Raw genomic sequence first — 19908 nt, forward strand, 5'->3', positions numbered from 1 at the left:
ACTCGACTTCACCAACACAACAATGTTGGACGGTGGTGAACGCGAACGGTGATGCAGATGCTTGGAACATGGATTATGCGACCAACCCATTTGAAGGGAATCAATCTGCGATGATGCTTACAGACTTCAATGCGGGCGCCAACGATGATTGGTTGATTTCGCCAGTATTGAACTTAAGTGCTACACCGGGACCTAAGCGTTTGAAATTCCACTACCGAGTGCAATCGGCTGGTGAGCCAAATGATTTCAGAGTAGTGTTATCAACTACAGGTCCTAATACAGCGAACTTTACCGAGACGTTAATTCCTTTAGCATCGTACAACAACATTACGTATGTGGAAAGAATTGTCAATTTAGTAGGTCCTGGGAACGTACCTTATACAGGGAACGTAAACATTGCATGGCATGTACCATCAGGAGGATTAGACGGATGGCGTTTGTATATCGACAATGTAATTATCGAAGATATGCCGGCTTGTCCGCAACCGAGTAACCTTATTGTGAACTCGACTACTCAAAACTCAGCTACTTTATCATGGACACCTGGTTTCACAGAAACTGCTTGGGAAGTTGTGGTACAGGCGCCGGGAGCAGGAGTTCCAACAGGAGCCAGTACTATTATTCCGGCAAATACCAATACAAACTTTGTAGTAAATACACCGCCTTTAACTCCAGCAACTAATTATGAGTATTGGGTAAGAGCGTATTGTAATGCTTCAGAACAAAGTACATGGGTTGGGCCAATGACTTTCACAACAGCATGTTCTATCATAGACGTTCCATATCAGGAAGGTTTTAACTCGACTTCTCCAACGCAACAATGTTGGACAGTAGTTAATCAGAATGGTGATGCTGATGCTTGGAATATGGATTATGCAGCTAACCCGTTTGAAGGGAATCAGTCAGCTACATTAACCACAGATTTTAATGCAGGAGCTAATGATGACTGGTTGATTTCTCCAGTATTGAATTTAAGTGCTACACCAGGAGCTAAACGTTTAAAATTCCATTACAGAGTACAATCGGTTGGAGAACCAAACGATTTTAGAGTTATGTTGTCTACAACAGGTCCTGCAATTGCGAACTTTACTGAGACTTTGATTCCGTTGGCATCATACAGTAATATAACGTATATTGAGAGAATTGTAAATTTAGTAGGACCAGGAAACGTACCTTACACTGGAAACGTGAATATCGCTTTCCACGTTCCTTCAGGTGGATTAGACGGATGGCGTTTGTATATTGACAATGTTATCATCGAAGATATGCCAGCGTGTCCAGATCCGAGCAATCTTGTTGTTAATGCTACTACGCAAAATACAGCGACATTGTCATGGACTCCAGGTTTTACTGAAACAGCATGGCAAGTTGTGGTACAAGCACCTGGTGCAGGTGTACCTACTGGAGCAAGTACTATTTTAAATGCCAATACCAATGTTAACTTTTTAGTAGATACAGGTTTAGCACCTTCAACAAGTTATGAATATTGGGTAAGAGCATATTGTAATGCCACAGATCAGAGTAACTGGATTGGGCCAATGATATTTTATACGACTCAAATTCCGGCAATAACTGATTTTATTGAAGATTTTGAGAGTTCCCCTTCATCATGGACACTTATCAACGGTACACAAACCAACAAGTGGATCGTAGGTACAGCAACAAGTAATGGAGGTGCACAATCGTTGTATATTAGTAACAATAATGCTGCGAACCAGTATACCAATAACTCGGCTTCAGTGGTTCAAGCTTATAGAGATATTGCAATTCCTGCGGGAACTAACTTAATGAACTTATCATTCGATTGGAAAGCTCTTGGGGAATCGTGTTGTGACTATTTACGTGTTTGGACAGTTCCATCTACATTTGTTCCAACTGCTGGTACACAAATTACTGCAGGGGCTAGTGGAGGACAACAGCTGAATGCTGCAAATATGAATCAGCAAGCTGCTTGGACAACACAAACGTATGAGTTAACAGCAGGAGCCTACGCAGGAAATATCATGCGTTTGGTTTTCGAATGGAGAAACGATACAAGTGCAGGTAGTAACCCGCCAGCGGCAATTGATAATATTAATTTAACTATTCCACCATGTCCGGAGCCATATGATTTAACAAGTGCTGGTGAAAGTGGATCACCAATTGTTACACTTTCTTGGACACCGGGAGGCTCTGAGACTCAATGGGAAGTTGTAATTCAGAATCAAGGGACGGGAGTTCCAACTGGAGCAAGTACTATTATTCCGGTTTTTGGAGCACCACTTTATAACTTTACAGGAAGTAACGGTGTTTTCTACGAGTATTATGTAAGAGCCGTTTGTGGAGGTACAGATGTTAGTCAGTGGGCAGGACCGTATATCTTCTCAATTTATGCACCACCAGGCTGTGCTAGTGTGGATGTGGTAGGAGTTGGAGTAGATATCGTTAACAATCAGGTATTGTTGTGTCCGGGTCAAGCTGCACAGAACGTAGAATTATCGGCATCTTATTTTGGAATTGGAGAAACGACATCTTACGAAGTATCGTCAATCGACTACAATCCGCCGTTTGCTTTTGTAGGGGGTATTCAAATGCCAATTACATCGGATGACGATTATACTGCAAGTTTCACGTTGCCATTTAACTTCTGTTTCTTTGGTCAATCGTACAACTTCTGTAGAGTGGGTGATAATGGAGTTATTACTTTCGGATTACCTTTTACAAATACATATGGAGAGTTTTGTCCTTGGAGTTTTAATCAAACAATACCAAATACAGGATTCCCTATCAAAAACGCAATTTACGGGGTTTACCAAGATAACTTGACGACAAATAACCCGGGAACTACAACTTCTGTAAACTATCAGGTTTTAGGAAATTACCCATGTCGTGCGTTGGTAGTAAACTTTAATGAAGTACCATTGTTTGGAAGTTCGTGTACTGCTGCTTCTTTTAGAACAACGTCACAAATTGTATTGTATGAAATTTCAAATATTATTGAGATTTATGTTCAAAGACGTGTACCTTGTACAAGCTGGCAAAGTGGTGCAGGTGTAATGGGAATTCAGAATGCTGCCGGAACGGTTGCTTATGTTCCACCAGGAAGAAACACTGGGTCATGGACTGCAACTAACGAAGCATGGAGATTTACACCGAATGCACCAGCTACAGTTGATTTAGCATGGTTGCAAAATGGCAATATCATTGGTACAAATGATAACGTTACTGTAAGTGTTTCTGATGATACCGTTGTAACAGCTCAAGCAACGTACACTCAATGTGATGGTTCTACTGTTGTTAAAACTAGTGATATTCAAATTGTAGTGACTGAAGAGTTACCTACATTAGATCCACACGATATGTTTGCTTGTTCTAACTTGCCAAGTCCAACTTTTGATTTAACTCAGAATGGGGATTATGTGTTATCTCAATCAACATCAGGGAATTATACAATTACGTATTATACTTCTGAAGCACTTGCAATTGCAGCTGTTCCAGGAACTGAAATTCCAAACCCTACAACCTACACAGGTATCAATGGGGAAATTATTTGGATGAATATTACAAGTAATGCAGATTGTACGGTAATCAAATCGTTTGAGTTGTCGTTTAGCACGGTAGTTCCTGATTTTACATTAGCTGGAACAACGGGTAATAGCGTTACAATATGTAATACCGATTCAGCAACTATTACTGTTACTCCAATCAACTTTAATGGCGCCACAGCATTTTACGAATGGACAGATCCAAATGGAGTCGTATTGGCTGAAACGTCAGCTTCATTGACACTACCAGCAGGATCGACGCCAGGTACATATCAGGTAATTGTGGATACGGGATGTAAAACTACACAAACTTTCAACGTGAGTGTTGTTGAAATTACAGCAACGGTTCCTGCAGTTACGGCATCATGTAATCCATCTATAGCAACGTTGACTGTTACAGCTATCGGAGGAACATCTTACGAATATAGTTTTGATGGTGGAACTACTTTCCAAACAGACAACACTTATACTGCTGCACCGGGAACGTATTCAGTAGTAGTTCGTGATACAACTTCAGGATGTGTGTCTCAGGCTTATGATGGAATCATTAATCCGTTCTTAGGAGCTCCAGTAGCACCAACGTTAACGGTAGTTGATCAAACATGTAGTGCTAATGGAGAAATTCATGTGACCGCTCCGCTTAATGGACCAGTAACCTACGGCAACTTATTCATTTCTGAAGTTACCGATTCGAATGCGGGATCATTAAGTTATGTTGAGATTTACAACGGAACAGGTGCCGCTGTTAACCTTTCAGGTTATAAATTGAAGTTCTATACGACTATGGGCGCACCTTCTTGTGACTTTACATTGGTTGGATTGCTTGCAAATGGAGCAACACACATTGTGAAGGTAAGTAATGATGCCAATATACCGGGAGTAACTCCAAATCAAATTATTACTTCTTGTTCTGGGGTTAATATTGATGATCGAATTCATTTAACAACAAGCACAGGAACACAATCAATCATTGATGTGTGGGGAACTCCAGATGGTTCAACATTTACACCGGCTGGACAACCAGGATATGCATACAGAAGAGTTAATTCTGCGGTTATTCCTAATGGTACATGGAATGCAGCTGATTGGACAGCGATCGACCCTGAAGATTATACCGATTTAGGATTGTTTGTTCCAGCTAATACGGATTACAACTATATTTTAGATAATGGTACGCCGCAAGCGAGTCCAGACTTTACAGGAGTAAGTGCTGGTAACCACGTAGTAACCGTATTGAACGTAACTGCAGGATGTATTTCACCAGGAACTACGGTAACTGTTGGAGCTGCACAGCAACCAGCTATTGCATATGCATCACCTTTCTGTCAAGGATCAGGAACAGTAACACCTACGTCTCAAACGGGAGAAGCCAATGGCGTTTATTCATCAACGACAGGATTAGTTATTGATTCTGTAACTGGTGCAATTGACTTGAATACAAGTGCATTTGGTTCCTATACGGTTACTTATACAATTACAGGTTCAATAAACTGTACACCGGCTACATTTGATATCGTTATTAATTCTAATGCAACACCGGTAACTGGATTTACTTATACAACACCAGTTTGTAGTTTAAGTGCAACCACTTTAATGCCAACATTAGATGCAGGTTTTGATACAACAGGTCAGTTTACTGCACCAACTGGTTTGTCAATTAATGCATCAACTGGAGCAATTGACGTTGCCGCAAGTACACCTGGAATGTATCAGATTACTTATACTGTAGTTTCGAATTCATGTAACCCAGGAAGCGTAAGTACATTTGATATTGAAATTGAAGATACAATTGCGCCTGAAGTAACATTCAGTTATGTTTCAGTATGTTCTGGGGCAGCAAATCAGTTACCTACTTTAGCTACTGGTTTTGCAACTGGAGGAACATTCAGTTCAACAGCAGGTTTATCGGTTGATCCTTCGACCGGTGAAATTAATTTCGCCACTAGTACGCCGGGTACTTACCAAGTGTCTTATCATATTGATGAGGATGTTGCTATGTGTCAGGCAGAAGGAGATTTCACAACTTCTATAACGATCAATGAAGGTGCTGAATTAGCTTTAGAGCAAGGTTGTGAGGGTGTTAACTATATGTTGACAGTTGTTCCGGTAGATGGTTCGTTCAACCCTTCAACAGTAACGTACGCTTGGACAGGGCCTAACGGATTTACAGCTACATCCCAGTCAGTAACAGCCGTGACTATGGGAAGTTATACTGTGATTGTAACTACAGCTGATGGTTGTACAAGTACTTTAACAGAGAGTATAACACCAGAATCATGTTTGATTCCTAAAGGAATTTCACCAAATAATGACGGTGCTAATGATGCTTTCGATTTAGAGGGGATGAATGTACGTCATTTAACCATTGTTAACCGTTACGGAGCTACTGTTTACGAGCATGGAACAGGTTATACGAAGCAATGGCATGGTCAATCGAAGAGTGGTAATGAATTGCCAGATGGAACTTATTACTACATTATTGAATCAGGCGATGGTGTAACTAGAACTGGTTGGGTTTATATTAACAGAGAATTATAATAGCAGATAATGGGCACTGCTCGAAGCAATGAGAGCAGTGCTTTTACAAAAAAACAACACATGAAGAAAATTTATTTGTCCGCGCTAATTGCCTTAACAGGCTTGCTAGATGTTCAGGCGCAGCAAGATCCACATTATACACAGTACATGTATAATATGAGTGTGATGAATCCGGCTTATGCTGGATCAAAGGAAAGTTTGTCGATGGGACTTTTGTATCGCAAGCAATGGGTTGAGATTGAAGATGCTCCAACAACCGGAACCTTTTTTGGACACGCTCCTGTGGGTAAAAATGTTGGTTTAGGGTTATCGTTTATCTCGGACAAAATTGGGCCGGTAGAAGAGAACAATGTTTACGCGGATTTCTCTTATACACTACAATTGGGTGGTGAGCACAAGTTGGCCTTCGGTATGAAAGGAGGAGCAACGTTCCATAAAGTAGGTTTGTATGACGATATTGGAAATGGTCACGTTCCAGATCCTAATGATCCTGCATTTGCTGAAAATACCAGTAATACTTTCCTGAATATTGGGGCTGGTATGTTCTATTATACCAACAAGTATTATTTAGGGTTTTCGGTTCCGAACATGTTGAAATCAAAACACTTGGATTTTAACGGAAGAAAATTCGGTTCTGAAGTGTCACACTATTTCTTAACAGGAGGTTATGTTTTCGATATTAACGAGAACGTGAAATTGAAGCCTTTTGCAATGTTGAAATCGGCTTTCAATGCACCTACTTCATTAGACGTTTCTTTAAATACTTTGTTGTATGATAAATTGGAATTAGGGGCAACCTATCGTTTGGAGGATTCCTTTGGAGCTATGGTGAATTTCGGAATTACACCTAACTTGAGAATTGGTTACGCATACGATCACATCATCTCTGATTTGAATGCTAAAACGCAATCTTCTCATGAGTTTATGTTGTTGTGGGATGTGAACTTCTACAAGAAAGTATCTACTTCACCTCGTTTCTTCTAATTTAACCGCGATTATATTATGAAAAAGACCTATATCACTTTAAGTTTTGTCTTCGCTGGTTTATTAGCAACAGCACAAAACAAAGACACACAAGCTGCAGATAAATTGTACAATCGTTATGAATATATCGATGCTGCTGAAGAATATTTAAAACTGGTTAGCGACAACAAAGCGGATAACTATGTATACCGTCAATTGGCGGACAGTTACTACAATGTGTTCAATACTGCTGAAGCCGCCAAATGGTACGCTAAAGCAACGGAAGAACAACAGGAAGCTGAGATTTACTATCGTTATGCTCAAATGTTGAAAGCTGACGGTAAATACAGTGAAGCCAATGTGCAGATGGAAAAATTTGCTGCTATGGCACCAAGCGATCAAAGAGCTATTGCTTTCAAAAACGAACCGAATTACATCCCAAGATTAAAATCGCAGATGAAATTGTTTGATTCTCAAACGATGGATGTGAACAGTGATAAATCGGATTTTGGAGCTGTTTTAACCAATGACAATACGTTGTATTTTGCATCGGCTCGTAATACCGCTAAAAAGACATACGGATACAATGACGAGCCTTATTTAGACATGTATTATGCTACTCGTAATGCTGATGGAACTTACAGTAAGCCCGTAACTGTTGATGGAATCAATACCAAATTTCATGATGGTCCGGCAACATTAAGTGCTGACGGAAATACTATGTATTTTTCAAGCGAAACTTTCAAGGACGGTCAGTTCGATAAAGACAAATCAAAGAAGTTGAAATTTGGAAAAGTTGGTTTGTTCAAAGCGACGAAAGTTGACGGAAAATGGGCAAATGTAAAAGCGTTACCATTCAACAATAAAGAATACAACGTAGGTAATCCAAGTTTATCGAAAGATGGGAAAACTTTATATTTCTCTTCGGACATGCCAGGAGGAATCGGGGGATCTGATATTTGGAAAGTGGCTGTAAACGGTGATAACGATTTCGGTACACCTGAGAATTTAGGAAGTGCTATCAATACGGAAGGTCGCGAGAATTTCCCTTTCATTACTGATGAAAACAAATTGTATTTCTCTTCAGAAGGAAGACAAGGTTTCGGAGGTTTGGATGTTTATGTGGTAGACATGAATTCTGGGTCTGCAGCTAAAAACGTTGGTATTCCGGTAAACTCTGAAAAAGATGATTTTGCGTTCTCTTACAATGCAGAAAATAAAGTTGGATTTTTCTCTAGTAACCGTGGCGGTCAGGATGATATCTATATGGCAACTCCGGTTTGTGGTTTACAAATCAACGCAACAGCGAAGAATGCTAAAACAGGCGAATTATTGTCTGGTGCTACTGTAGCTATTTTGGATGATAAGAACAACTTAATTGAAACGAAATACACTACAGCTGACGGCTTTGTTGGTTATGCAGTTGATTGTGATAAACCGTACACACTTCAGGTTTCGAAAGACGGCTTCGTGAGTAAAACGATTGCAGTTTCTCAGAAAGAAGGTGGTGAATTGCCAGTTATTGCAGAATTGGATCCAATTGATGTGATCATCACGGAAACAGAAGTTATCTTAAACGATATTTTCTTTGAATTTAACAGAAGCAACATTACTAAGCAAGGTGCGTTTGAATTGGATAAGTTAGTTCAGGTGTTGAAAAACAGCCCGAACATGGAAATTATGGTTAAATCGCATACGGATAACCGCGGTTCAGATACTTTCAACATGAACTTATCGGATCGTCGTGCTAAAGCAACGGTTCAGTATGTTATCTCAAAAGGTATTGCTAAAGAACGCATCACTGGAAAAGGATATGGAGAAAGCGAGCCAAAAGTAGCTTGTGACTCATGTTCAGAAGAAGAACACGCTAAAAACCGTCGTTCTGAATTCTTAATCGTAAAGAAATAATTTTTGAATAGTAAATTAAAGCCCGTTTAAACGGGCTTTTTTTATTTTACCCATTTCGCTTTGTTTTTGTATTTTAAACTTTTGTAGCGCTCTAAAAGACCGCTTAAATAGGTTTTCTTTTAATACTTCCTCTTAAATAATGAAAGAATTATCATTTGACAGCTCAATTGTCAATTTGCGCAAGGAGTTGCTCAGCACGAATAAGATTAGTCAATCCGTATTGGATACAATTCACCAGGAACAATGGTTGAACATTTGGGTTCCTATTCAGTACGGAGGCCTTGGCTTGTCCTTCGATGCCGGTTTGAGTATTCTTAAAAATGTCGCCAAAATTAATGGTAGTTTAGGCTGGTTGGTAACCTTGTGCAGCGGTGCGAATTATTTTTCGAGAAATTTGCAACCGGAAACTGCCTCGGCTATTTTTAAAGGGAAAGCTGTTTGTTTTGGCGGAAGCGGCACAGTTGGAGGAACTGCGGAAATCAGTGAGAATGGTTATATCATCAATGGTTTTTGGCCTTATGCTACAGGCGCGCCGTATTTGACCCATTTCACTTTAAACGCGCACCTTACTTCAAATGGGAAACAGCTTTTGGATGAGAATGACGAGCCGATTATAAAATCGTTTGTATTGAATGCCAATCAAGTGGTTTTAGAACCTTGTTGGAAAGCTATGGGAATGGTGGCAACCGCTTCGCACAGCTTTAAGGTTTCCCGTCAGTTGGTGTCAGAAGAATATTCTTTTGTTTACAATCATTTTTATACCGATGCTGTTTTGGATCAAATTCCATTTGAGGTTTTTGCCGTTTTACCTTGTTGGTGAATTATCTTGGTATGGCGGAACACTTCTTTGAAGCCAGCCAAAAGATGCTAACGGATACATTGCAAAACAAATTGGAAGAGTTTTTAAGAACGGTAACTATAAAAGTGGAAGAATATGCCAAGGAAATAGAAATCCGACTAACCAATAGCCAACATATCGATTCTCAATTTACTACAATTATTCACGAGTTTGGAGTTGAAACAGTAGATGAACTAATGCTTTACATCACAAAACTATATCGCTTATGCGGAATTAAAGCCTCACGTGTTGATGAAGAAATAAATCAGATTTTCCGTGACTTTTTTACAGCTACGCAACATCGGAATTTTAGATAAATAAAAAACGCTCTCAATTTGAGAGCGTTTTTTATTTTAAAGCGAATAGGTTTAATTATTGGCCAAATACTTTTACATTGTCAACTTCCCAACCTGCAGCTGCAGAAGTGTTCGAAGTGTATTTGAATGCAATGCGTACATTTGAATTACCAGTATATGAAGATATATTTATACCCCCTGATCCAGTCCAAGCGGTATAACTTCCACTTGTCCAAACCGGTAAGGTGAAACCTGTAAGTTGCGTCCAAGTTGCTGTGTTTGGAGCACTTGAGCCATCATAGTTTGTAGAAATATAAACTTGTAGGGGAGCTCCATTGAAACGTGTACTTGTCTCAAAATTTAAAATTGCAAAACTATTGGTGCTTAAGTTGATTGCAGGTGAAATTAACCAATCTTCGTTATTTTGATTACCACCACTAAAACCATTCATAAGTGCACTTGGTGCAGGATTACCAAAAGTAGTTGAACCCCAAACCTGAGCCCCTAAAACATTATATTTAGTCCACGTTGTAAAATTGGCATCGAAAGTTTCTTCAAAGAATGTTTGCGGATAATATCTATCATTAGTTAGTTTAACATCATTCAATGTTCTAATCATAAATTGATAAGTCCCATTGTACTTGGTTAAAACACCTCTAATTTTACCATTACCTGTAGGGATTGTATTTGCAGTGAAAGTCGCATATTGGCTAAGTCTCACAACAATTGTGTTACCTTCCATATCAGAAATTTTGTGATTGGTTGCGCCACCTATATTACTTGGATAAACAGGATTACTAAAGTTGTAAGGAGGATAGTTGATATCAAAATATTTTCCTCCCGCAGAACCCTCATTAAACTGTACATTGTCAAATTCAACTAATTTGTTAATATATGAATCGTCTAAAGCCTCATTTATGCTAATGTGTTCAACCAAAGTTTCTTCATCAACTTTTTCGCAGCTTCTTACAATTTTACTTTCAAACTCAGCACCGGTAAGTCTGCCAATGCTGTATTCATCGTATTGAGCATCATAATATAAATTCCCTATTTCATACGAATCTGTTAGGTCCGTATAAGAATAATGTAAACTATCAAGCTTAACATAAACTTTTCTTCCTGGCTCGTATTTATTGTACAAGTTATAGCTGTCAACAGGAATACTGAAACCAATTTGTTTGTCAACCGAAACCAATGAAATGGATTTATAAAAGTTTCCACCTTCATCACTTGAGGTTACATATGCTTCAATTACCCCAATATGTGTTTGGTTCCCTTCCGCATCTCTTGGATCAGTGTATTGCGTCGGGTTGTCGATAGTCGCCATTCCGGTGATTTCCGAAACTTGCTTAGTTACAGCAACTTCTTTACATTCTCCAGATAAATCCGGAGTTCCGTAATCGTCTCCGTTTACACAGCTTACCAACATGGTCAGTAAAGCCGGAATCGCTAAAAATTTAATATTTTTCATAGCAAATTAGTTTTGATTATAAACAAATACATCGTCAATTTGGAAGGCACCATCATGGGTAAGATTTGTACCCGAACCTCTAAATTTGAAAGCGATGTACAAATTCTCGTGAGCAGGTACAGCAACATCAGAATTTAAAAAAGCATACCATTCCTCATCCATAGTCGGTAAATTCAATCCGTCAAATGAAGTCCAAGTCGCTGCTGAAACGTTCGTTCCATCATAATCTGTCGAATACAATACTTCTAACGAATTTTCAGGAGCATCCACATCCAAGTGGTGTTGAGCACACTTAAAAGTTAATCGAGGAGTAGCATACATTGATGCGTCGATTGCTGGTGTAATCATCCAAACCACATTAGAAGCTGAACCAGAGTTAAAAGCACTGAACTCAGCATATCCATTACCGTCGAATGTTTTTTCTCTCCATAACCAAGTACCTTGTTCAGCATAATTTGTCCATCCAACAAAGTCTAAATTGGTATTGTTTGTTGCAGTCTCGAATGTTTCTGAAAAGAAAGCTTCTCGTACTGCAGGAATGTCAAAATCATCCTCGTTTACACAACTTGTTAATAGTCCTGCAGTTGCAGCAAGAATAAAAACGGATTTAAAAATATTTTTCATAGTCTTTTTCTGTTAGATTAGAAGTTAATGTAGAAGTTTACAAAAAACGTTCTGCCGTATCCATAGAAGTATTTAGGGCCAAAACCTCTTGTTCCACTTACTAAGTCTTGTTGCATTTCAAGGTAATTTGCTTTTCTTGATTGCTCAAACCCACCTGTTTTGTAGGTAATGTCAAATACGTTGTTTACTGAAGCAAAGAAACCAACAGTACTTCTGGTTTTCGTATTAATCATCCAAGATTTTCCTCCGGTTAAGTTAACTAAGGTAAAGTCAGCGAATTTTTCTTGTTTCAAAAGTTCACGTACCGATTCTTCAGTAGCTCCAGGATATGATATTCCTGTTGTTCCGTCAATTGCGAAGTTGTCTGTTCTTAAAATATTAGATACATCCAAATAGCTATCAGCAAGGTAGTTTACGTTAGCTCCAACCCACCAGAAGTGCGGATCGCGGTATTCTAAACCAAATGAGTATGCTTGTTGTGGCATTCCCGGTTGTCTGTATCCTTTTAAATACGTTTTCCCAAAATCTTCAATTGGAGAATCGTTTGTTGGCGTTGCAGCTCCGTCATTGTTAACTTTCAGGTTAGGGTTGTTGGTGTAGATGTACTGACCATAAGAAGCAGCAGCAGTCGCTTTAATTGTTGAAGTAATTTGGTACTCCATACCTAACTCCGCTCCAATATTTCTTTTGTCCATACCGGTAACAATCTCACTGATGAAAGAATCTGTATCACCACCATCTTCAGCATCGAATAAGCCTTCTCCATAATAGAAAGACAATTCAGTACTGTTCTGAATTTTCGAAATGAAACCAGTTAAACGACCTTTGAATTTAGGTGTTCTCACAACATAACTAGCATCTGCGCTGAAAATTCTTTCACTGTCTAAATCTGGCGTGATGTTGTTATTCATACGAGCATTTGCAAAAGTGTTACGTAAAGTTGGCGCCTTTGTTAAATATGCTCCGTTGAAGTTCAATAAATGGTTTCCGGTAATTTTATAGGTTAAACCTCCTTTGAAACCAAAGTTTTCAAATACAATATTTCCGCTATCTCCGTATGAGTTTTTAGCGTAAAGACCATTACGATATAAACCTTCTCTTTTGTATTCAGATCTAGAGAACGATTGTCCTAAGTAGAAATCGAATTTCTTGTAGTTGAATTTGAATTGTGCAAACCCGTCAAAAACAGTGGCAAACAAGTTGTAGTTGTATCCGTAAGTATCGCCTTCTCCAACCACACGGTTAGGGTTGTTTAAATCAGAATCCTGAGATTGTCCAATAGCCGTGTTAGCGAAGAAATCTTTATCAATAAAATAATCACCACCTAGTAAATCCAATAAGTTTTGGTAGTTGTGTGATTTTAATTTTCTAAAGTTAACTCCAGCATTCATGCTGATGTTGTCTGATAATTCAGCAGTTAAGATTGAGTTCGCTGAGATTTGTGTGTCATCGGTACGGTCTTCGTATAAAACATAAGCACTATTTCCGTTAACTGTAGCTTGATTAGCAGCATACATAGCTTCCCAATCAATTTGACCGTTGTTTTTGAAATTATCTTCTGCTAACTGTGCCTGAAAATAATTAGGCGTCCAAACTGGTGTACCAGAGCTTGTGTCATGATAATTCAAATAGTAACTAGGTAAGTTTCTATAGTAAGTAGGATCTGGATTGTTTCCTTGTTGGAAGTCTAAACGCGAGTTTCCGATAGAACCTGTTTGGAACGCCACGTTAGTGTTTAAAGTACTTTTTGGAGTTAATTTCCAATAATGCCCTAACATCATGATAGGCTCTTCGATGTCTTTATCTCTGGAGTTTCTCTTTTTGCCATCTTGCCATCCCCAATACGAGTTGTACTCAATACCTTTTAAATCGGTAACTTCTTTAGTGTTTGGAGATGATTTACCTCTACTGTTCTGTGCATAAATAGAAGTAAAGTTTAAGCTGTGTTTATCGTTGAATTTCTTTTCAACACTTGCAAAAATTGAATTGGCACCGTAATCAGTTCCTTCGAAATAGCCTTCTTCAGCCCATCTTCTTGAAGCTGAAACCACGAAAGCCCATCCTTTAGCGTTCATTCCTGAAGCATGAGTTCCCATAACTCTCCAAGAATAATTAGTGTTGGTTCCAGAGAAAGAAACACGATTCCCTGGTCTGTAGTGAGATGCTCTGGTGTTGATTTCCTGAGTACCTAATATATTTCCGAATGTGTAATCTGAAGGTGCAGTTCCCATGGTAAACTCCTGGTTGCGGGTAGCGTCGTTCAAACCACCCCAGTTGCTCCATTGCGGACGACCGTCGTACAATTTGTTCATCACAATACCGTTAATCATGGTAGTTCCGTATTCGTTATCCAAACCACGGATTCTGAAACGCGCCTGACCCCAGTTGAAAGCCGCCGCCTGCTGATATGCATCGCGAGAAGCTTGTAATAAACCGGAAGTACTTTCCGAACCACTGTTGTCATCTCCTAAGTCGTTTTCTGTAATGGTAACCAAGGCTAACTGTTGTTCAGAAGTAATGTCTTCTTCAAGAACGACAACTCCTAAATCTAAAGTTTCTCCTTTTTTGATTTCCACAGCAAAAGTTTGCGTAGAATACCCAGTACTGCTGATTTGAAGCATTTGATTCCCCTCAGCTACAGCCGAGAATGCAAAAACCCCGTCAAAATTTGTCAAGGCAGACTGATTAGTGTTTTGAATTGTTGCCACGACATTCTGAAGCGGTCGTTGCGTTTTGGAATCTACTACTTTACCCTTAAGCAAAGGATTTTGTTGTGCAAATGCAAACACAGCCTGCATTACAAACAAAGTACAAATTACAAATTTTTTCATAAATAAGATTAAAGTTAACCCCTTGTCTTTTACCAAATAAGATAACAAAGGGCGGCAAATTTACACGTTTTCAGGCAACTAACAATGAATACTTTAATTTTTTTGTAAAACTTAATTCTAAGTTAATATAAATAATCAGATTACCTAATGTTTGAGGTGTTAAAATAAGGTTTTAAATAACTATAAATCAAAAGGTTGAAATGTTTTCATGCTGCTTTTTGTTTGAATTTCTTCGGATTAAAAATTTATTAACGCAATAAGCATGAACATATTAGAATATTATTTTACATTTGTTGCCCCAAAATGAAAAATTAGAGGCGTCTTTTTTAGTTTTGGCCTGATAATTGTAATTTGATTTTCAGGAAGTTTGATTAAAAAACAAACAAAAATTTAAACCTTTATTTTCTTATGAAAAAAAGACTGACTTTTCTTTTTGTAGCTGCACTTTTGAGCGTAACTGCCATGGCACAACAAAAAAAATTCATGGTGCATACCGTGGCGTTTTACAATTTTGAAAATCTTTTCGACACCATCAACGGACCGAATTTTGATGAAGAATGGCTTCCAGACGGAAAACAAAACTGGACCGGAACCAAGTACAAACAAAAATTAGACAACCTAAGTCGTGTTTTAACGGAGTTGGGAACTGGTGAATCGCAAAAAGAATCACCGGTTTTAATTGGTGGTTGCGAAATCGAAAACCGTAATGTGTTGGAAGATTTGGTAAAACATCCATCCATGATTAATAAAGATTACGGAATTGTGCATTTCGATTCTCCGGACAAACGTGGAATTGATGTGGCTTTGTTGTACAAGAAAAAACATTTCCAGCCAATCAGCTATAAAAATCTTCCACTAATGATTTACGAAAAAGAATCAGGAAAGAAAGACAAAGATGCTGATGATGACAAGGAAGAAAACGTAAACCTGGATAAAACTACCAAACGAATCTACACTCGTGATCAGTTATTAGTAACCGGTTTATTGGATGGTGAAGAGGTAAATGTAATCGTAAACCACTGGCCATCACGTTCGGGAGGTGAAAAGAAAAGTAGCCCGAACCGTGAAGCAGCTGGTCGTTTGAACCGCAAAATCATCGATTCATTGTATGCCATCAATCCGAATGCGAAAATCATTTCGATGGGCGATTTGAACGATGGAAGTTTCAATAAAAGTGTAAAAATCGAAGTTGGTGCAAAGGGTAAAAAAGAAGAAGTAAAACCTTTAGGCATTTACAACCCAATGCAAAAAATGGCTGAAGAAGGTATGGGAACCTTAGCTTATCGCGATGCGTGGGATTTATTCGACATCATCATGGTTTCCGAGCCGTTTATCCGCAACGATTATTCGTCTTGGCGTTACTGGAAAGCCGGAATTTACAACAAACCTTTCTTGGTACAGAAAACAGGACAGTACAAAGGGTATCCGCTTCGTAACTCGAATGGAGAAGTTGGTTTCAGCGACCACTTTCCGGTGTACATCTATCTGATAAAAGAAGCTAAATAATATTAAGGTCGACGCGAGTCGGCCTTTTTTTATTTTGTAAATTAGCGAGACTAAAATTATAAGCATGGCAATTTTAAAACCGTTCAACCTGACGCAATGGATTGAAGACAATCGACATTTGCTAAAACCACCGGTAGGCAACAAAAACCTTTATGTGGAATCCGACGATTATATTGTGATGATTGTAGCCGGACCGAATGCCCGTAAAGACTATCATTACAACGAAACCGAAGAATTGTTTTATCAGTTGGAAGGCACCATCAAAGTAGTCGTTCAGGAAGGCGGCGAACGTAAAGAAATGGAGCTGAAAGCAGGAGATATATATCTGAATCCGGCGCGAATTCCTCATTCTCCGGTGCGCAGTGAAGGCTCCATCGGTTTGGTAATTGAACGCAAAAGAGCCGGAAGAGGTTACACCGACGGATTATTATGGCATTGCGAAAACTGTAACCACAAGTTGTACGAAGTCTATTTTGAATTGCATAATATTGAGAAAGACTTTTTGCCGCATTTCCAACATTTTTACACGTCTGAAGAATTGCGAACTTGCACCGAATGCGGCACAGTGATGGAAGCCGACCCTCGATTTACGCCAAAATACGAAAGCTAATGCTTGGATTGCAACAATCGGTTTTAACGCTTTATACTGTTACTGATTTAACAAAAATGAGTAACTTTGCAGAAATTTATAAAAAAACGAATTAAACTAAAATAATGGCAACAACTGCAGTAGACCAATTTGGTATTCAGGAAGCCTTGCAACAATTAGGCTTAAAAGAAATCAACGAAGGAGCATCCACAGGTAAAAACTGGTTCTCTAACGGAAAAATTATCGAATCGTATTCTCCGGCAACCGGCGAATTGATCGGAAAAGTAAAATCTGCTACAAAAGAAGATTATGAAAAAGCAATGAGCGCTGCAGAAGAAGCGTTCAAAACATGGCGTGTAGTTCCGGCTCCAAAACGTGGTGAAATTGTTCGCCAAATGGGAGAGGAATTAAGAAAAAATAAAGAAGCGCTTGGGAAATTGGTTTCTTACGAAATGGGGAAATCGTACCAAGAAGGTTTAGGAGAAGTTCAGGAAATGATCGACATCTGTGATTTCGCGGTAGGTCTTTCCCGTCAGTTACACGGACTTACGATGCATTCAGAGCGTCCAATGCACAGAATGTACGAGCAATGGCATCCGTTCGGAATCGTAGGAATCATTTCTGCGTTCAACTTCCCAGTAGCCGTTTGGTCTTGGAACTCCATGATCGCTTGGATTTGTGGAGACGTTTGTATCTGGAAACCAAGTTCAAAAACACCTTTGTGTGCGGTAGCGTGTCAGAACATCATCCAAACGGTATTAGAAAGAAATAATTTACCCGAAGGATTAAGCTGTTTAGTAGTTGGTAACGAATCTGGAGATTTAATCAACAACGACAAACGCATTCCTTTAGTATCATTCACAGGTTCTACAAGAATCGGTCGTCACGTATCACAAGTAGTGGCTTCTCGTTTCGGAAATACTATTTTGGAATTAGGAGGAAACAACGCAATCATCGTTTCTGAAAACTCAGATTTATCAATGGTATTGGTAGGAGCAGTGTTCGGAGCGGTAGGAACGGCTGGACAACGTTGTACTTCAACCCGTCGTTTAATCGTTCACGATAGCGTTTACGATAAAACATTAGAGGTGTTAAAAGGTGCTTACGGTCAGTTAAAAATCGGAAATCCTTTAGATGAAACCAACCACGTAGGACCACTTATCGATAAAGGTGCGGTTCAGGATTATTTGAACGCAATCGAAAAAGCGAAAGCTGAAGGCGGACGCGTAATCGTTGAAGGCGGCGTTTTAGAAGGCGAAGGCTACGAAAGCGGCTGTTACGTAAAACCATGTATCATCGAAGCGAAAAACGAATTCGAAATCGTTCAGCACGAAACTTTTGCACCGGTATTGTACGTAATGAAATACAGCACAATTGAGGAAGCAATCGCTATTCAAAATGGTGTGCCTCAAGGTTTATCATCATCCATCTTTACCAACAACATGAGAGAAATGGAATTGTTCCTTTCAGCTGCTGGTTCCGATTGTGGTATCGCTAACGTAAACATCGGAACATCTGGTGCTGAAATTGGTGGTGCTTTCGGTGGAGAAAAAGAAACTGGTGGTGGCCGTGAGTCTGGATCGGATGCTTGGAAAGCGTACATGAGAAGACAAACGAATACGATTAACTACGGAACGGCGCTTCCGTTAGCACAGGGAATCAAATTTGATTTTTAATCAAAACAAACCATAAAAAAACCCGATTCATCACGAATCGGGTTTTTTGTTTATCAGAAGTTGCAATTACTTCGTTTTCTTCACATATTGGGTAAGGATAACAATATGCTGCCCTTCCACTCTGCCTTCAATCTGTTCGGCGTTGTCCCAAACCAGTTTTATGTTGTGCACTGCTGCTCCACGTTTAGCAGTGAAATTTGCTCCTTTTACGTCTAAATCTTTAATCAACACCACAGAATCACCGTCGAATAAAATATTCCCGTTGGAATCTTTGTGGATGATTTTACCTTCGTCGTCATCGCCTTCTCCAGTTGCTTTTGCCCATTCCAAGGCTTCTTCGTCCAGATACATCATCTCGAGTAAATCGGTTTTCTTCAAACGGGTTAGCATACGCCAGGAAACAATTTGAACCGGTAAATGTTCGTTCCACATGCTGTCAGAAAGGCAATGCCAATGATTCGCGTCCGTAGTGTCCGGATTTTCGATTTGACACACACAAGTTTTACAGGTTAAAATGCTGGTTTCCAAACTCTCCTTGTTTTCCGGAGGAAGATTGTATACCAACAAATCATGTGGATTACCACACAATTCACATTTGGAATCACTGCGGTCTTTTAGTTTTTTCTCGATTACGCTCATGGCTTATAAATTAAAACTTGCTCCGATAGAGAAGTTGAACTGATTGTTATAATTTTCAAAACCAATGGGATCGGTTTCGTATTTCGCGATTGGGAACTGCATTTCAGAATAAATTCCAAAACCTTTAGTGAAGAAATAACGCGCACCCAAATGGCCACCGAAATTTCTTGTTCCGATGTTTAAACCTGGGTAAATGTCCATTTTTTCTTCAATGTTGAAAACATCAGCAATATTAGCGTTGAAACGAATTTTCGCATCCATTCGGTCGTCAAAATCTGGTTTTTCACCTGCAATTTTAGTCACTCCCAAAATATAGGAAGCCGAAAATCCAATAGACATATTAGAACCTAAACCATAATCTAACGACGATATAATACCAGAACCGTGTTCCTGAAAGTTACCGCCCATCTGAAATTTTAAATCGCCTTTACCGCTGAATACCTGTGCTTGCATCGCACCAGACATCAGCAATATTATCCATACATACTTTTTCATGGTAAAAAAT

General features: G+C 39.2%; 13 protein-coding genes. 8 read left to right on the forward strand and 5 right to left on the reverse strand.

What is annotated here, in order from left to right; genetic code table 11:
* The 5 genes from RUH60_RS03280 to RUH60_RS03300 form a co-directional block, all read left to right on the forward strand.
* Positions 1-6062: choice-of-anchor J domain-containing protein (locus RUH60_RS03280; protein WP_313805394.1), on the forward strand; the 6062-nt coding region annotated here is incomplete at its 5' end.
* Between the two features lie 60 nt (positions 6063-6122).
* The gene (locus tag RUH60_RS03285) at positions 6123-7046 is read left to right on the forward strand and encodes a type IX secretion system membrane protein PorP/SprF (protein ID WP_313805397.1); all 924 of its coding nucleotides are present in this window, start codon (positions 6123-6125) and stop codon (positions 7044-7046) included.
* 18 nt (positions 7047-7064) lie between these two features.
* A complete protein-coding gene (locus RUH60_RS03290; protein ID WP_313805400.1) occupies positions 7065-8933 on the forward strand; it encodes an OmpA family protein in 1869 nt (622 codons plus the stop codon).
* 139 nt (positions 8934-9072) lie between these two features.
* Positions 9073-9753 carry a hypothetical protein gene (locus RUH60_RS03295; RefSeq protein ID WP_313805402.1) on the forward strand — a complete coding sequence of 227 codons (681 nt, stop codon included), beginning with the start codon at positions 9073-9075 and terminating at the stop codon, positions 9751-9753.
* Between the two features lie 11 nt (positions 9754-9764).
* Positions 9765-10088 (forward strand): hypothetical protein, encoded by a 324-nt coding sequence (locus RUH60_RS03300; protein WP_313805404.1) that lies wholly within the window; start codon positions 9765-9767, stop codon positions 10086-10088.
* Between the two features lie 55 nt (positions 10089-10143).
* On the opposite strand, the gene RUH60_RS03305 is transcribed toward RUH60_RS03300, so the two are convergent.
* Genes RUH60_RS03305 through RUH60_RS03315 form a run of 3 tightly spaced genes read right to left on the reverse strand, consistent with a single transcriptional unit; the run spans position 10144 to position 14993 of the window.
* Positions 10144-11538 (reverse strand): DUF5689 domain-containing protein, encoded by a 1395-nt coding sequence (locus RUH60_RS03305; protein ID WP_313805406.1) that lies wholly within the window; start codon positions 11536-11538, stop codon positions 10144-10146.
* A gap of 6 nt (positions 11539-11544) precedes the next feature.
* Positions 11545-12162: a hypothetical protein gene (locus RUH60_RS03310; protein WP_313805408.1), complete on the reverse strand. Its 618-nt coding sequence runs from the start codon at positions 12160-12162 to the stop codon at positions 11545-11547.
* Positions 12163-12179: 17 nt separating this feature from the next.
* Complete coding sequence (locus RUH60_RS03315; RefSeq protein ID WP_313805410.1) at positions 12180-14993, reverse strand: TonB-dependent receptor; 2814 nt, start codon at positions 14991-14993, stop codon at positions 12180-12182.
* 408 nt (positions 14994-15401) lie between these two features.
* Here RUH60_RS03315 and RUH60_RS03320 point away from each other — a divergent pair, with 408 nt between their 5' ends.
* The 3 genes from RUH60_RS03320 to RUH60_RS03330 all read left to right on the forward strand — a co-directional run bounded on the left by RUH60_RS03320 (position 15402) and on the right by RUH60_RS03330 (position 18764).
* Positions 15402-16499, forward strand: a complete 1098-nt coding sequence (locus RUH60_RS03320; RefSeq protein ID WP_313805412.1) for an endonuclease/exonuclease/phosphatase family protein — start codon at positions 15402-15404, stop codon at positions 16497-16499.
* A 64-nt stretch (positions 16500-16563) separates the two neighbouring features.
* On the forward strand, positions 16564-17109 hold the full coding sequence (locus RUH60_RS03325; protein WP_313805415.1) for a 3-hydroxyanthranilate 3,4-dioxygenase: 546 nt from the start codon (positions 16564-16566) through the stop codon (positions 17107-17109).
* 104 nt (positions 17110-17213) lie between these two features.
* On the forward strand, positions 17214-18764 hold the full coding sequence (locus tag RUH60_RS03330) for an aldehyde dehydrogenase family protein (RefSeq protein ID WP_313805418.1): 1551 nt from the start codon (positions 17214-17216) through the stop codon (positions 18762-18764).
* 66 nt (positions 18765-18830) lie between these two features.
* Here the strand turns inward: RUH60_RS03330 and RUH60_RS03335 are convergent, their stop codons facing one another.
* Entirely contained in the window at positions 18831-19403 is a 573-nt protein-coding gene (locus tag RUH60_RS03335) for a PhnA domain-containing protein (RefSeq protein ID WP_313805421.1), read from the reverse strand.
* Between the two features lie 3 nt (positions 19404-19406).
* Entirely contained in the window at positions 19407-19898 is a 492-nt protein-coding gene (locus RUH60_RS03340) for a DUF6646 family protein (protein WP_313805423.1), read from the reverse strand.
* Positions 19899-19908: the final 10 nt, after the last annotated feature.

Source organism: Flavobacterium sp. (genome assembly GCF_032153895.1).
Taxonomy (GTDB): Bacteria; Bacteroidota; Bacteroidia; order Flavobacteriales; family Flavobacteriaceae; genus Flavobacterium.

Bases quoted from the DNA above. Each gene is read 5' to 3' on its own strand.
- RUH60_RS03300 (WP_313805404.1), top strand. From the start codon at position 9,765: ATGGCGGAACACTTCTTTGAAGCCAGCCAAAAGATGCTAACGGATACA.
- RUH60_RS03330 (WP_313805418.1), top strand. From the start codon at position 17,214: ATGGCAACAACTGCAGTAGACCAATTTGGTATTCAGGAAGCCTTGCAA.
- RUH60_RS03290 (WP_313805400.1), top strand. From the start codon at position 7,065: ATGAAAAAGACCTATATCACTTTAAGTTTTGTCTTCGCTGGTTTATTA.
- RUH60_RS03305 (WP_313805406.1), bottom strand. From the start codon at position 11,538: ATGAAAAATATTAAATTTTTAGCGATTCCGGCTTTACTGACCATGTTG.
- RUH60_RS03325 (WP_313805415.1), top strand. From the start codon at position 16,564: ATGGCAATTTTAAAACCGTTCAACCTGACGCAATGGATTGAAGACAAT.
- RUH60_RS03315 (WP_313805410.1), bottom strand. From the start codon at position 14,993: ATGAAAAAATTTGTAATTTGTACTTTGTTTGTAATGCAGGCTGTGTTT.
- RUH60_RS03320 (WP_313805412.1), top strand. From the start codon at position 15,402: ATGAAAAAAAGACTGACTTTTCTTTTTGTAGCTGCACTTTTGAGCGTA.
- RUH60_RS03295 (WP_313805402.1), top strand. From the start codon at position 9,073: ATGAAAGAATTATCATTTGACAGCTCAATTGTCAATTTGCGCAAGGAG.
- RUH60_RS03335 (WP_313805421.1), bottom strand. From the start codon at position 19,403: ATGAGCGTAATCGAGAAAAAACTAAAAGACCGCAGTGATTCCAAATGT.
- RUH60_RS03340 (WP_313805423.1), bottom strand. From the start codon at position 19,898: ATGAAAAAGTATGTATGGATAATATTGCTGATGTCTGGTGCGATGCAA.
- RUH60_RS03310 (WP_313805408.1), bottom strand. From the start codon at position 12,162: ATGAAAAATATTTTTAAATCCGTTTTTATTCTTGCTGCAACTGCAGGA.
- RUH60_RS03285 (WP_313805397.1), top strand. From the start codon at position 6,123: ATGAAGAAAATTTATTTGTCCGCGCTAATTGCCTTAACAGGCTTGCTA.